This window comes from Bartonella sp. SL317, assembly GCF_059687655.1.
In genome coordinates this window covers 560,744-575,341 of the sequence record NZ_CM185144.1, presented here as the reverse complement: position 1 = coordinate 575,341, position 14,598 = coordinate 560,744, and the positions used below count along the sequence as shown (strand labels likewise).

The following is a 14,598-nucleotide window of genomic DNA, read 5'->3' as shown; positions in this document are numbered from 1 at the left end:
CACCCCCTCCGGTTGCGAGCGCCCTCGCATTAGTATTCCGGGAGTAGTAAAGTACTGAGTTCTAATCAGCATTTTGCTTTTAGTGCTATTGCACTTGGACATAACAAAATCTCCCGGAATTGGGAGGACTCACATAGTGAGTTAATTTTTTTTAGAACTTAGGGTTTACTATCCCTTATTGATCATTGCGTAGATAACCAATAACTCTTCATAAGATAATCTTAAAAGATTAGCAATAAAAATAGTTTTTTACTGATAAACTTTGTTTTTTAATGAGAGGTGATAGCCTCTCAAATTCTTGTGAACGTCCAGCTCCTATGCGGTTTGTAGCTTTTTCATATTTTTGGATTTGTTGAAAGGTTACTCCTAAGAGGTCCCCTAATTGTTTTTGAGACATTTTTAACACTTCTCTTCTGAAGCGGATTTTTTTGCCTACGGAAATATCATTTAAATGTTGATTTTTGGTTTGCACTTTGCACCCCCTCCGGTTGCGAGCGCCCTCGCATTAGTATTCCGGGAGTAGTAAAGTACTGAGTTTTCATCAGCATTTTGCTTTTAGTACTATTGCACTTGGACATAACAAAAGCTCCCGGAAATCCGAGAGATCCCCAAAGTGGGATAAATATATGTTTCAAGTTTCGGGTCTTTCATTCCCTGATTGACCGTTGCGTAGATAACCAATAACTTTTCTTGATAAGATAATCTTAGAAGATTAGCAATAAAAATAGTTTTTTACTGATAAACTTTGTTTTTTAATGAGAGGTGATAGCCTCTCAAATTCTTGTGAACGTCCAGCTCCTATGCGGTTTGTAGCTTTTTCATATTTTTTGATTTGTTGAAAGGTTACTCCTAAGAGGTCCCCTAATTGTTTTTGAGACATTTTTAACACTTCTCTTCTGAAGCGAATTTTTTTGCCTACGGAAATATCATTTAAATGTTGATTTTTGGTTTGCACTTTGCACCCCCTCCGGTTGCGAGCGCCCTCGCAGAAGTATTCCGGGAGTTGAAAGCGCTGAAACTTGACTCAGCCTTTTGCTTTTAGTGCTATTGCACTTGGACATAACAAAAGCTCCCAGAAATCCGAGATATCCCCAAAGTGGGATAAATATATGTTTCAAGTTTCGGGTCTTTCATTCCCTGATTGACCGTTGCGTAGATAACCAATAACTTTTCTTGATAAGATAATCTTGGAAGATTAGCAATAAAAATAGTTTTTTACTGATAAACTTTGTTTTTTAATGAAAGGCTACCGCCTCTCAAATTCTTGTGAACGCTCACCAAAATCATGAGATCAGACCCGCGTTTATCGAAGAGATAACAATCCTAGGTTCTTAAGGTCAAGGAAACCCTCACAGAGCGCCTTAAGGCGTCCTTGACCAAGAACCAAACGGATTATTTTATCCTTCTCACGCGGCTCCGAAATCATGATTAAAGGGTAGAGTTAATAAGGGCGCTATAGTCAAAAGAAAGAGATAAAAATATAAGGTATTTTAAGTTCTATATATTTGAAAATATTATAAAAAATATCAAAAAAGTAAATAGAATAAATGGGTATTTTGTTATATAAATACTTAAGTGATCAAAACACTAGAGCGTGGAGAGAAAGTAATCTTTCCTTTTTAAAAAAACTGACTGTCTTTTATGTTTAAAAAACGTATAATGATTTTGTCGGGTGTCGTTATGTCATAAAATACCCTTAGGGGGAAAACGTAACAACGGACTTACGGCCGTGTTTTGAGCACCCGGCGCCTTTAGAGGGTGTCAATTCAAAATATTATCCTAAAGAAGTTCATTATGAACACAATCTCAAAAAAGTATGAATTTACCAATGAAACTAAACAAGTTGACAACACTCCTCTTTATCGCATTCGTTCATTAAGAGATTTTGGTGATGTTAAAGCTGGTGACCTTGGTGGTTTTATTGAAAAGGAAACTAACTTATCGCCTCTTTCTTATCGTATGACGGTAATTGCTGTGTTCGTGGTGACGCCATGGTTTATAGAGATGCTTATGTTTCCGATAATGCTTTGGTTTATGATAAAGCAGAAGTTAAAGGTTGGGCTAAGATTTATGATAATGCACGGGTTTATGGAAATGCAAATGTACATATAGAAGCTGAGGTTTATGGATATGCGCAAGTATATGACGATGCTTTGATTTATGGTGAGGTTTCTGGATGTGCTAAAGTTTATGGACAGGCTACGATTTATGAACAAACCTATGGAAAATTTTTAAATAAAACTAGAATTTATGGCAACGCCGAAGTTTACGGTAAAGCACGTGTGTTAGGAAATAATAAAATTTATGGGAATGCGCAGAACTGTGAAGATACTGTAATTTTTCATAATGCTATAGTTCGTGATAATACTTATGTTGATGGTGCTGCTATGGTTCATAGTGAAGCAAAAATTTATGGCAATGCTATCGTAAGTGGAAAGGCTAAAGTTTATGGGAATGCGCATGTTTATGATAATGCTCATATTTCCTATAAAGCTTGGGTTTATCATTGCGCACAGGTTTATGGGAATGCGAGATTATCTGGGTGTGCACGTATTCACAGAAATGCTGAGGTGTATGATTATGCTGCTGTTAGTGGTGCTTCTAAAATTTATGGCAAGGTTTATGGAAATGCTATCGTAGGAAGCCATACTGATGTTTATGGCTCTGTTTATGGAAATGCTAAGGTATCTGGTTATTTTGTGATTAGAGGTAAGGTCTATGGCAATGCAAGAATAAAACACCGGAGCCCTTTTAGTTTGGTTCCTATAAATTGTGAAGTTTATGAAGGCGATGATATTGTCAGTAAGTTGGATAGAGTAGCATAAATAACAGGCGCGGAGAGGGGCTAAGGGACCACGCCTGCTTTTAAAAATAAAGGAAACTGTTTAAATCCTAAAAGAAATCATAAAATTGAGATAATGACTTATATAGGTGTATAAGTCGTCATAAATAAATGAACGTATTCTACAGCTTAAAGCGTTCTCTATATATAAATATGGGAGGGGGGCATGGATACTTTATCTACAAATCAATTAAATAAAAAAGAAAAAAATCCAGTTTCTATAATTCATAGAGTGTTCTTTATATTTCGTAAAATCTTATCTAAGATATTTAAAACACTCATTTTTTTATTTTTCTTTTCCTTTTGCTTATTCGTAAACCGGTTCTTATTTTAACACAGTTTATAGCAGGAGGGAGTGTATTAGTGTTATTCTTTCTTTTTGCTGGATATGTGGCGGGTGCTGCACCCTATGAACACCAAACAGCAATGGTTATTGGCTATATTATCTTGATATTTTTAAGTTTAGCTGCCAATTGGGGATATGATTCACTCCTATTGCGTTTAGCACCTTCTAATTATAATTTTATGCTTTTCAAGTAATGAGCGGAATGATGCAAAGATAATGATTTTTTTGTATCGTATAGCTTTACACACTATATTCAGTTACGATTTAGAATTTAAACATAAAGGGCTAGAAGCATTCTATAAGAGTGGTACTACAAAAGGGATTAGAGCTGATCATGCTCAAAACTGAAGCGTATTCTAGGTGCCCTTGAAGTCGCTATATCCCAAAATGATTTAAGTTTTCCGTCTTTTCGATTGCATCCGCTAAAGGGTGATCTCAAGGGATATTGGTCAATTACTGTCAATGGAAATTGTCGTGTCATCTTTCGCTTTGAAGGTGTAGATGTCTAAATAGTTAATTATCTAGATTATCACTAAGGAGTGCTAAAAGAATAATGAAAAATCCTCCATATCCCGGTGAATTACTGCGTGAAGATGTTATCAAAGAACTTGATTCGTCTGTTAATGAAGTAGCCAAGCGGCTTGGTATATTTCGTGTAGCACTTTCTAGAGTTTTAAATGGAAAAGCTGCGATTAGTGCTAATCTTGCTATTAGGCTTGAAATGGCTGGTGTGAGTACAGCACGGGCTTGGCTTGCACTACAAACAAATTATGATTTATCAAAAGCTTTAAAACGTAAGCAACCTAAAATACAGCCGCTTTCAGTGCGTTCATATTAGCATCTCTCGCATTTTGTAATGTTTTTAAAAGGTGTATTTTATGCACCCCCAATAAGCTGCCCTTTAATCATGATTTTAAAGCCGCGTGAGAAAGATAAAACAATCCTCTATGGTGTCTCAAGTCAAGGACGCCGTAAGGCGCCCTGTAGGGGTTTCTTTGACCTTAAGAACCTAGGATTGTTATCTCTTCGATAAACGCGGGTCTGATCTCATGATTTTGGTGAGCGTTCACAAGAATTTGAGAGGTGATAGCCTCTCATGTTATTGATGTAAGGACGAACGAAGTGCGTTCTATTGAGGAGCAAATCGATTTTCTTGAGCCATAGCCTTTAGATCCTTACGTCTAAAATAGATAGAGCGGCCGCAACGGATAGGGGGCTGCCCTTGCACGAGAATAATTTGTTCGTCTTTTCGCATTTCTTGGGTAATTTCGTGAGGATAAATTAAAGGTCTTTGCTGAACAGAGAGACTCTCAGTGCCTTTTACTCCGGACGTTCCTAGCATTTTGCTTTTTTCTTGTACTTCAATTGTCATTTTTCCGCATGACTTTGATATATCTTCAGCGGTTTTAATATCTTTAATAGCAGCATAGCTTACAAAGGCACAATTTTCAAACCATGCCACAGCCCCTTCTGAACCAAAGTGACGTTCAATTTGTCCTACAGATTGGTAAAAGAGCATGAGTGAAATTCCATATTTACGACCATGGTCACGTGCTTCTTCTAAGATGTTCATATATCCTAAAAGATCAATCCCATCTAAAACAAAGAGGACTCTTTTTTCATAGTTTCCATTTGCGTTTTCCATAACTTTGAGCAAAGAGCCTACGAGAATGCGTCCTACCCCTGGATATGATGTTAGAATTTTTGATGGAATATTCAAAAAGATATCGATATTTCCTTTTGTGATATCCGTTGTTTTAAAGTCATGACCACTTATAAGATCGGCATAATTAGCAAGAGAAAGCCATTGGGTGTCTTTCGAAGCAGTTGCATAGACCCCAGAGAAAGTTTGCGCTGCCATATTAGTAAAGACACTGAGAGTTTCACGAATGAATTGTGATGGAGAATTGGATTGTATCGATTGCAATTTTTCCATAACCGATGGTTCTGGCTCTGATATAATCATACGAAGCGTTTTTAAATTTTTTTCCTCTTTTTTGTACGCATCAGAAAAGACGATATGGGCTAGTAGACCGGTTAATAAATTGTGGGCATGAAAGGTAAAGAATTGATCGGTTGATGTTGATTTATGATCTTCGGCAAGGAGAAGTCTTGCGACTTCTACAAGCCCTGCTTCCCTTTCATAAAGAGGGATATTTTCATCTAATAACCAATCTAAGGGATTAAAAGTTTTTGTTGATGCTCCATGGGGATCAAGAACATATACGGTATTTTTTTTTGATTTCTGTCGAGTTTCTTTTACTATTGGAGCAATTTCAGTTGAAGGGTCAAAAACGACCAGTGGACCACTGTATTTGAGGCAAGTAGGAATAACATTACTGGTTGTTTTATAACCACCAGAACCCGCAAAAAACAACATGTGGGTTGAATCAAAATTTTGTTTATAGGTTAGTAAGGGTTGGGTACCTCCTTTTCCCCATGTTGTTTTGTCTTGAGGATCAAAAGGAACATCTTTTACAATATCTTCGTCTACGCGGTAACGTTCCCCTATGATAATTTCTCCATTGCTTGGAAAGATGTTTTCTAGTTTTTTCATATTCATCCATTGAGAACCACCGAAGATCATATTTTTTGATTGTTTCAAAGGTGATTTTTTAGGCAATGATAGATTTACTGTGAAACCAAGAATAACAATGCCAATGAGGGAACCAGCTAAAACCATTCTATCAAAGAAAGGAAAAACATCAGCCCATGTCATGTCATTTTGTCCTACATAGGGCTTTAATCTGATATATTCACTGATATTGTAATAAGCCGCAAAAAGACAAAAGGCAATGAATGATGCTATAGTGATATTTTTTCTAATATGTCTTTTTTGCAGAAGGATAAATGCAGAACATGACATTGCAATAAGGATGAGAATGTCTAAAGGTTTTGAACGAACGAACCAATAAGCATCTGATGTTGTGCCGTTTTCTGTAATTTCATTTATGGTTATGTTTACAAGAAAAGGAATGATGATTGCAAAGAGAAAAGGGCATATTAAAAATATGATTTGTTTACGATCTAAATTATTTATCATGTTGACCCCGCTTATCAGCAAAAGCATGCTGTCCTATTTTTTGAAAAATTTTATATTCGTTTGAATTTTTATTAAGTTTCGCAGTATGAATTAAACATCCTAAAATGAAAGACTTAATCAGCGTTTCTAAGACCTGCTTTGTACGATGAGCCCCTCCTTATATAACAAGCGCCACCCTAGGGGGTAATTTTTCACGCGCATCTTTACATCTTATTTTCGTCTTATTTCGTTTGTCAAGTATTGTCTCCTTTTTTCAATGCGTCTTAATTGTTTTAAAGATTTTCTCAAGATTATTCAGATGTGTTTTGTTGATTTTTAAATCGCTGTTTAATCTCGTCAAAGATATTTTTCCATTGTTTGTCTGTAATATTTTATTTTTGTTAAACCGGCTTTAGATAAATGTTTTGGACAAGATGCCATTCATAAGCAAGGTTTTGATTTATCAAAAGTGCTCTCAAAATAATAATTTTCCAATAAAGAGCGCATAAAAGAGTTTCAAATGGCTGTTACATTTTTACTTCAGAGACAACAGGAACAAAATAACACAATAGTGCGTGCAGGATCAAAAGATGTGATACGTTAGAGCAAGGGATAACATCTTGTGTCTGTGGTTCATTTTGAGCTAGAATAAATATCAACAAAGGAGGGTTTTATATGTTGCGTGAAGAGGAAATGAAGCTGCGTCGTCTCTATGCTGAAAATGCATTGGCAAGCCAACGTTTAGAGGGGTTGGAACCAGATCCACAAGTTGTTGAGCAAATGGAGCGCGTTATTATTGGAGAGCTTGAAATAAGCGATGTCATCAAAGATTATATAGAGCGGGTAAAACGTGGAGAAGTATAAAGGGGGTGGTGATCCTTATACTGATCCTGAAACGGGTGTTTTGTATAATCGGTTTGGTATTAAAGACAAAGCCACACTAGAACGCGTAGAATCTACTTTCGCTTATGTAAGATCTTTCGAATTTGTACATACTCCTATGGGTGGTAAATTTGATCTGGGTCACATGAAAGAGATTCATAGAAGGCTGTTTGGTGATGTATATGAATGGGCAGGACAAATTCGTTCAGTGGATATTGCCAAAGGTAGTAGTATATTTGCTCATTATAATCAGATTGAAAATTATGCACCCAAAATTATGCAACAGCTTGAAAAAGAACAGTATTTGCGTGGTCTTGATAGGGATGAATTTAGCCAGAGAGCTGGATATTACATGGGGGAGTTGAATGCGTTGCATCCGTTTCGAGAGGGAAATGGGCGTACTCAACGTGAATTTATCGGACAACTTGCTCTTGCCGCTGGTCATCATATCAACTGGAAGGGTATTGAGCGACAAGAAATGATAGAAGCATCAATTGCAGCACATTTTGGTCATTTTGAACATTTGTCTGTACTCCTTCGTAAGAGTCTTACTGAATTGACAGGAAATGAAAGTTTTGGTGCTTTACAAGATACTGGGAAGACAGTTTTTTCTATTGAGATCAATAAAGAATTATCCGAAAAACAAAAAGAAAAAACAGATTTTACTAAACTTCAACAGGAAGAACTTGAAGTAGAACAATCACAAAAAGATTTGAATGTTGCTGCAAGAGCATCAGAACAAGCGCTATACCTTGCGGCTTATACGGATAACTCTAATTTAGAACAAAAGGTGCTAAGCGCTCTTAGAAATGAAAAATCTTACGTTAATATGTTTAAAGAATTGAACAATCGTTTAGCATCTATTTATAAAGATCCGCAAACGGCCGCACTCAAGATTGAGCAAACAATTTTAGCGGGGAAGGGCGATAAACTTCCTGATATTTTGCGTAAATCCCCCGATAGAGCGGGTGAATTGCGAGGATCAGATCGTTTAATCGATAAATTCAAATCTATAGGAAAAGAGCGTAAAGCAGCGCTTGCTCATGTTCCTCTTGCGCTTTCTTCTATTAAAAAACTTCAATCCTTTTATAAAAATTCCTATGAAATCCATATGGATAGGGTTACACGAGAGCGTGAGCAATTAAAAGTAGAGGTTCCATCACTCTCAAAAGAAGCCGTTCAATATATGAAAAATGCTGAAGTTGATCGTGATCGTTATTTAGAAATCCCAGAGAAGATTAACAAGGAAATTTCAAAGCTACAAAATGCTTTAGATAAACGTTTTGGACAAGATGCCATTCATAAAAAAGATTTTGATTTGTTAAAAGCGATCCCACAACAACAATCTTATGACAAAGAGCGCATAGAAGAGTTTCAAATGGCTGTTAAATTTTTGCAACAGAGACAACAAGAGCAAATCAATGCGATAGCGCGTGCAAGATCAAAAGCTATGATACGGTAAGGCAAGGAATAAATCTTATGTCTGTAGGTCTATTTTGAATCATATGGCAAGAAAGTAACAAAAGGGGAGTAATATGAATATGACAAGAGATGTAAAAGTTGTTGTATATGTATGTTAGGACTTAAAAAAAGAAGCCCATGAAAATATAAGCAAGTTTAGGGCTTGCCGTGTCTGATTTTATCTGGATTGCTTTGACAAAAGGTGTCAATGAAAAGGAATTACCATTTGAGGGGACGGTGATCTGAAGGTAGGGGGCACGTTGGGTAAAAGGCTAGAGTGTCGTTTACAGATCTTTGTTTATTGAGTGATGTGTGTGGGAAGTCTGTCCTTTGGGGACTCTGTTTTTTTAAAGAGGGATTGTCGTATATTGAGCGGTATGGGGAGGTGGTTGGACATTTTATTTGCTGATTTCTGTAAAAATGTAAAAGCGTAAAAATGTGGAGTCGCAAAAAAAGGCGGGGGTGTTAAGGATGGAAAAGATTTATGCGTTGTGTGTGCTTTGGAGCATGTTGGGCTTTTTCATGGCATGGATAAGGGCGGGTGGAAAAGTTGTTTTGAAGAGATCCTTTCTGCTTTATTAATAACAAAAAACATACGCATCGTATCTGTTTTAAAAAGACAATTTCCAAGTGGCAAGAGTCTTACTTTTTTATCTTTGAGGTTTTTTCAAGATTTGCTGCGGCTTTATGTGCTGCACCAAATACATGTGATTATTTTAAGCAATATTGGCTGTTTTTAATAAAGAGGATTTTCTTGTATCAGTATAATCAACAACAGCTGTTATGCTTTTATTATTTGGCATATGATGAATGGAAGATTTATTTTGTTATTTGGTTGTTGGGATTTTTGATCATTGGCTTAAAGACAATAAATGCGATCTTAAAAAATGCGATCTTAAAGTCGCTATAATGTCTAAAAAAGAATTGGCTAAAAACGGAATGTTGCCGTTAGAAACAATGTTATTTGCTTGATATTGTAAAAAAATGGACGTGGTTTTAGGAATATACATGTTGAGCGAGAGGGGGGTGAGAGGATTATCGTTATGGGGATTGTGTGTTTTTTTGATCGTTGAGGGGATGTTTTTATGTTGAATAATATATGCAAACAGAAATAATCGCTTATCGAATTTCTGCAAAAGAAGGTATGTAGCAATTGTTTTTTGGCTGTTAATTTAGATGTTGCTAATCTTATGCATAGGTTATGAGGGGAAACTAAGGAAAATTAGTTTTTAAAGCATAAGGGCAAAAGTAGGGGAGGGGCCTTATCTTTTGGGGAAGTCAAAATATTCCGGTGTTGATCGAAGATATTTATAGTCAATCATCTCAAGGAAATTTGACAAAATCAGAGAGGAATGTGTTGAAAAAAATTTAACTGCGTTTCTTAATGAATATCGAAAGGAAAAATAATGGATAAAACAAGTAAAGCAGGATCTCGTATATTACAAGGGGCTCGTGAAGCTCTTGCCTGAAGCTAAAAAGGTGAAGCGGATGTCAGCAAATTTGGTGTCTATATTCCTGCAAATGTTGATGTGAAAAAAACTAGAAAAAATATTGAGTTATAGATATTATTTGCAAAGCGTTTTAGTTTTTCTGTCGGGACGCATGCGTAAGCCTGATGCAAGGAGTTCTTTTGCGCCTGCTTTTGCTAAGCCTTGGTTGTCTTTTGAATAAAAGAGTTGGACTTTGTTTGAATGGGGAACGGCCAGTTCTGGTGTGTCTTCAATGGTGAGAATGCGTTCGTATTCGGGGATTTTGGCAATTAAAGCTTTGGAGAGGGTGGTTTTACCAGAACCGGTTTTGCCAGAGATTAAGATGTTTTGTTGGGTTGTCACGGCGCGTTCTAAAAAGGTGCAAAAATCTTTGGCGATAAAGAGGTTTGTTCGTTCTTGCTTTGTATCGGAGAGTTCGTCTTTCCGTTTGTGTTTGTAATTGTTGGAAATGAATCCGAAGTGGTCAATTGTGCTTTTTTAAAAGCTTTATTGGTATCGTTATGGGGATCGTTTTTGCAAAGCAGTAGCGGGGGATCGTTTTTTTAAAGTTTTTTCTAAAAAGCGTCGCGGCGTTTGAAGGGGTCGTAGTAAATTTCTGTGACGCGGAATTTGCCTTCGAGGCGTTTGCATTGGATGATGACGTCTATCATGGAGATTAATAAGCCGCGGATATCTTCTCGCGCTAGGTTACCGCCGCCGTCACTTTCTTTGACAAGGAGGGTCATTTGTTCAAAGGCGGCAAGGGCTGTGGAGGCGTGGACGGTGGTAATTGAGCCAGGGTGACCAGAGTTGACATTGCGGATATAGTAAAAGGCTGTGCCATCACGCAGCTCTTGTAGGAGGATTCTGTCAGGGCGCATGCGCAAGCCTGATTCAAGGAGTTCTTTTGCACCTGCTTTTGCTAAGCCTTGGTTGTCTTTTGAATAAAAGAGTTGGACTTTGTTTGAATGGGGAACGACCAGTTCTGGTGTGTCTTCAATGGTGAGAATGCGTTCGTATTCGGGGATTTTGGTAATTAAAGCTTTGGAGAGGGTGGTTTTACCAGAACCGGTTTTGCCAGAGATTAAGATGTTTTGTTGGGTTGTCACGGCGCGTTCTAAAAAGGTGCAAAAATCTTTGGCGATAAAGAGGTTTGTTCGTTCTTGCTTTGTATCGGAGAGTTCGTCTTTCCGTTTGTGTTTGTAATTATTGGAAATGAATCCGAAGTGGTCAATTGTGCTTTTTTAAAAGCTTTGTTGGTATCGTTATGGGGATCGTTTTTGCAAAGCAGTAGCGGGGGATCGTTTTTTTAAAGTTTTTTCTAAAAAGCGTCGCGGCGTTTGAAGGGGTCGTAGTAAATTTCTGTGACGCGGAATTTGCCTTCGAGGCGTTTGCATTGGATGATGACGTCTATCATGGAGATTAATAAGCCGCGGATATCTTCTCGCGCTAAGTTACCGCCGCCGTCACTTTCTTTGACAAGGAGGGTCATTTGTTCAAAGGCGGCAAGGGCTGTGGAGGCGTGGACGGTGGTAATTGAGCCAGGGTGACCAGAGTTGACATTGCGGATATAGTAAAAGGCTGTGCCATCACGCAGCTCTTGTAGGAGGATTCTGTCAGGGCGCATGCGCAAGCCTGATTCAAGGAGTTCTTTTGCGCCTGCTTTTGCTAAGCCTTGGTTGTCTTTTGAATAAAAGAGTTGGACTTTGTTTGAATGGGGAACGACCAGTTCTGGTGTGTCTTCAATGGTGAGAATGCGTTCGTATTCGGGGATTTTGGCAATTAAAGCTTTGGAGAGGGTGGTTTTACCAGAACCGGTTTTGCCAGAGATTAAGATGTTTTGTTGGGTTGTCACGGCGCGTTCTAAAAAGGTGCAAAAATCTTTGGCGATAAAGAGGTCTGTGAGTTCTTTTTCTGTGTCAGAGAGTTCTTTTTCCCGTTGTGTCATTTGTTCAAGGGGGGTGAAACTGACGCCTTGTGTGACGGAGAACAGTTTGTTTTCATGTAAACTTTCAAGGGAGAAGGTGCGAGATGAAGGTTTGCGGATTGTCATGCTGATGGTGTTGGGAGCAACGGCAGGGGGCATGACAATTTGTATGCGTTCGTTATTGGGCAGTGTTGCAGAGAGAACGGGGTTTTCGACATTGATTTTTTGTGTTGTATAGGCAGCAACAACTTTTGCAATGCCTTCTAGCTCGCTGTAGGTGAGTTCTGGTATGGTGTGGGTTTGCCAACCATTTTGACCTTCGACGATTACTTCGCCAGGGCGGTTGATGACAATTTCGAATAGGTTTTCGTTATTGAGAAAGTCATCTAGGATTTTTAATTTTGTTAAAACGATAGAGGCGCGTTCTGAATTTTTTGCTGTTGGCATAATGAAACTTTGTGTTTGTGTGTGGGTTTGTGATTTGTGTGTGGGGGTAGGGGTGGTGGGTTTGTGTGGGTTAGGGTTGTATGGGGTTGGAGGTAGGGTTATGGGTGGGGGGTGGTTAATGAAAGAAGGAATAGCCTGGTGTGTGGCGAGAGTAAGCGTTGTTTTTTTTGTGGGTGATGGTGAGTTTATAGACGGATGAAAAGTCGAGATCTCTGGCGACGAAGATGTTGACGAGTTCGCCTTGGTATTTTTCTAAGGTAGGGGGGATGTTGATTTGGTTTTCAAGGGCAATGGAGGCTGCTTCTTTTCCAGTGTTGCTTATGCCTTCGAAATTGTTGCCGCCTCCAGCGTTGTTGGCACCTGCTGAATTGGATTTTTTTTGCATTTTGTTGACGAGGGTGGTTGTGGCGCTATCAATAACGCTGAGTAAAAGGGAAGAGCCAAAGCGTTCCCACCAATGGGTGTTGATGTTGCCGTCAAAGCCGGCGCGTCCTAAACTGTCAGTTGCGGGTGAGGCAAGGGGAATGATGACACCGTTGGGGGTTTTGGCTCTGGTCCAGAGGACAAAGAGGCGGGATTGTCCTTGTTTGATGCCGCCGCGGTATTCACCGATGACTTGGGTTCCTTTATCAAGCAGAACAACGCGTCCATTGTCAGAGAGGATATCGCGGTTAATGATACAGCTGGCAAAGCCTGGTTGGTCGCTGTTTAAGGCGGTTTCTAGGATACAGGGGATAGAGGTTCCCATGGCGATGATAAAGTTTCTGTTGCCGATGAGTTTTGCTTTTGTTTCTTCTGTTGTGGTTGGTTTTAAGAGGGTGGCAAAATTTTGTGTGTTTTGAGCGGCAGGAGAATTTTGCATATGCTCGAGGTTTTCAAGGGCATTCAATTTCTCAAGGGGGTTGAAAGCATTGTTGACCACGTCTTTTAAGTCAGATTTAGAGCCTCTGGCAAAGGCGAGCACAGGGGCGCGTCTTGCGGCATCCAGTAAGGGGTCGTCTTTTTTGGGTTCTGGTGTGAGTGGTTGGGGAGGGGGCAGGGTGATTGAGCCAATTTTTGCGCGCGGGGTGGAGGGGGCGAGCTCGAGAGGTGCGAGGGCGTTGTGAAAGCTTTGGGCTTGTTTTTTCTGGGCTTTTGCGGTGTCTTTTTTTTCTTCGGGGGAGGAGAGGATGTTCCAGAGTGCATAGATGCAAAATCCTATGCAGGCTAGAGCGATGACGATTTTTTTGCCAAGGCTTTGGGAGATATTGTTGCGTTTATCGCTAATGGCGCTTCGATCTTCGATGGTTGTTTTATCACTCATAACTGAGCCCCCTTTGATTCCCGCTTTGTTTAAAGATGTTGATGTTTAAAGATCTGATGCGACTTTGCGTTCAACAGATGGTGAGGTTGTTCCGGTTTCTGGATTGATGCCTTTTTGTTGATAGGCTTCGTTAAAGATGCAGAGGACATTTTTGCCATTTCTTAGGGTAAATCGGGCGCTAATGGCATGGATGATGACCATATTGCCTTTGGTGGTTTTGGGGACAAGGGATTCTGTACCGTCACTGTTTACAATGTAAATGGCAGGGATTTCTTGGTTGTCTGGAAAGGTAAAGGTTGTGGTTTTGCCATTGTCGTAAACGGAGGCGGGTTCAAGGGCGTTTGAGCCTTGTGCGGTGTAAGCCCAATTGCGTGGTCCATAGGTCTCGGTGGCGTTGAAGATATTATCGATTTGTCTGGCTTGTTTTTTTTGTTGTCGCATCAGGGCGGCGAGCCTTCTTTGTGCGGCTTCGTCTTGGGGGTAGCGAAATTTCACGAGGAAATAGGTTTCGTGTGCGGTGGAGATTTCGCCATCTTTGATGATAAGTTCGAATTGATAAGAGCGTTTTGAGCCATCAAGCTTTGTGGTGACGACTTGCAGGTTGGTCATGGGTTGGACTTCCCGTGCTTTGAGGAACAGAATGTTTCCGGCTGGGGCGACTTCCCATGCAATGCTGTTGCCAATGGCGACATGGGCAATTTCTTCATTGGCAGAAAATTCTATTTGGACAGAGGAGCGAATGGAGCCAATAATTTTTGTGACATTATAAGCATCATAATTGATAAAGCGAATGCGGCTGTCATTGGGGGCGCGAGTGGGAAAAACACTGGCATTTCCCAAATGAGCAGGAGAAAGGGCGATGATGCTTAAGAAAAGACAAAGGAAATTTTTTTTCATGG

The 14,598-nt window shown here is 39.3% G+C and carries 14 protein-coding genes and 2 pseudogenes; 7 read left to right on the top strand and 9 right to left on the bottom strand.

Annotated elements, in window-relative coordinates; genetic code table 11:
* Positions 1–229 precede the first annotated feature (229 nt).
* Together AC6ER9_RS02830 and AC6ER9_RS02825 are read right to left on the bottom strand one after the other, a co-directional pair.
* On the bottom strand, positions 230–472 hold the full coding sequence (locus tag AC6ER9_RS02830) for a helix-turn-helix domain-containing protein (protein ID WP_497074909.1): 243 nt from the start codon (positions 470–472) through the stop codon (positions 230–232).
* Between the two features lie 240 nt (positions 473–712).
* Positions 713–955 carry a helix-turn-helix domain-containing protein gene (locus AC6ER9_RS02825; protein WP_497074908.1) on the bottom strand — a complete coding sequence of 81 codons (243 nt, stop codon included), beginning with the start codon at positions 953–955 and terminating at the stop codon, positions 713–715.
* Between the two features lie 1,036 nt (positions 956–1,991).
* On the opposite strand from AC6ER9_RS02825, the gene AC6ER9_RS02820 reads away from it, so the two are divergent.
* The 4 genes from AC6ER9_RS02820 to AC6ER9_RS02805 all read left to right on the top strand — a co-directional run bounded on the left by AC6ER9_RS02820 (position 1,992) and on the right by AC6ER9_RS02805 (position 4,026).
* Complete coding sequence (locus AC6ER9_RS02820; RefSeq protein WP_497074907.1) at positions 1,992–2,825, top strand: hypothetical protein; 834 nt, start codon at positions 1,992–1,994, stop codon at positions 2,823–2,825.
* A 380-nt stretch (positions 2,826–3,205) separates the two neighbouring features.
* Positions 3,206–3,382 carry a hypothetical protein gene (locus tag AC6ER9_RS02815; RefSeq protein WP_497074906.1) on the top strand — a complete coding sequence of 59 codons (177 nt, stop codon included), beginning with the start codon at positions 3,206–3,208 and terminating at the stop codon, positions 3,380–3,382.
* 150 nt (positions 3,383–3,532) lie between these two features.
* Positions 3,533–3,697: a type II toxin-antitoxin system RelE/ParE family toxin gene (locus tag AC6ER9_RS02810; RefSeq protein ID WP_497075258.1), complete on the top strand. Its 165-nt coding sequence runs from the start codon at positions 3,533–3,535 to the stop codon at positions 3,695–3,697.
* A 41-nt stretch (positions 3,698–3,738) separates the two neighbouring features.
* Positions 3,739–4,026 carry a HigA family addiction module antitoxin gene (locus AC6ER9_RS02805; protein WP_497075257.1) on the top strand — a complete coding sequence of 96 codons (288 nt, stop codon included), beginning with the start codon at positions 3,739–3,741 and terminating at the stop codon, positions 4,024–4,026.
* A 291-nt stretch (positions 4,027–4,317) separates the two neighbouring features.
* Here AC6ER9_RS02805 and traG read toward each other — a convergent pair whose 3' ends face one another.
* Entirely contained in the window at positions 4,318–6,231 is a 1,914-nt protein-coding gene (gene traG, locus AC6ER9_RS02800) for a Ti-type conjugative transfer system protein TraG (RefSeq protein WP_497074905.1), read from the bottom strand.
* Positions 6,221–6,322, bottom strand: a complete 102-nt coding sequence (locus AC6ER9_RS02795; RefSeq protein WP_497075256.1) for a hypothetical protein — start codon at positions 6,320–6,322, stop codon at positions 6,221–6,223. The genes traG and AC6ER9_RS02795 overlap by 11 nt, the downstream gene beginning before the upstream one ends.
* 563 nt (positions 6,323–6,885) lie before the next feature.
* Between AC6ER9_RS02795 and AC6ER9_RS02790 the strand changes: the two genes are divergently transcribed.
* From AC6ER9_RS02790 to AC6ER9_RS02780, 3 genes are all read left to right on the top strand, one after another.
* Positions 6,886–7,074, top strand: a complete 189-nt coding sequence (locus tag AC6ER9_RS02790) for an antitoxin VbhA family protein (RefSeq protein WP_497074904.1) — start codon at positions 6,886–6,888, stop codon at positions 7,072–7,074.
* Entirely contained in the window at positions 7,061–8,554 is a 1,494-nt protein-coding gene (locus AC6ER9_RS02785; RefSeq protein ID WP_497074903.1) for a Fic/DOC family protein, read from the top strand. The genes AC6ER9_RS02790 and AC6ER9_RS02785 overlap by 14 nt, the downstream gene beginning before the upstream one ends.
* A gap of 809 nt (positions 8,555–9,363) precedes the next feature.
* Complete coding sequence (locus tag AC6ER9_RS02780) at positions 9,364–9,525, top strand: hypothetical protein (protein ID WP_497074902.1); 162 nt, start codon at positions 9,364–9,366, stop codon at positions 9,523–9,525.
* Between the two features lie 617 nt (positions 9,526–10,142).
* Here the strand turns inward: AC6ER9_RS02780 and AC6ER9_RS02775 are convergent.
* From AC6ER9_RS02775 to virB9, 5 genes and pseudogenes are all read right to left on the bottom strand, one after another.
* Positions 10,143–10,469: pseudogene (locus AC6ER9_RS02775) on the bottom strand (ATPase, T2SS/T4P/T4SS family); the annotation flags it as partial.
* Positions 10,470–10,597: 128 nt separating this feature from the next.
* A pseudogene (locus AC6ER9_RS02770) lies at positions 10,598–11,215 on the bottom strand (ATPase, T2SS/T4P/T4SS family); the annotation flags it as partial.
* A 128-nt stretch (positions 11,216–11,343) separates the two neighbouring features.
* Entirely contained in the window at positions 11,344–12,396 is a 1,053-nt protein-coding gene (gene virB11 / locus AC6ER9_RS02765) for a P-type DNA transfer ATPase VirB11 (RefSeq protein WP_497074901.1), read from the bottom strand.
* Positions 12,397–12,511: 115 nt separating this feature from the next.
* Positions 12,512–13,699, bottom strand: coding sequence for a type IV secretion system protein VirB10 (virB10, locus tag AC6ER9_RS02760; protein ID WP_497074900.1), 1,188 nt, complete (start codon positions 13,697–13,699; stop codon positions 12,512–12,514).
* A gap of 45 nt (positions 13,700–13,744) precedes the next feature.
* Entirely contained in the window at positions 13,745–14,596 is an 852-nt protein-coding gene (gene virB9, locus AC6ER9_RS02755) for a P-type conjugative transfer protein VirB9 (protein WP_497074899.1), read from the bottom strand.
* Positions 14,597–14,598: the final 2 nt, after the last annotated feature.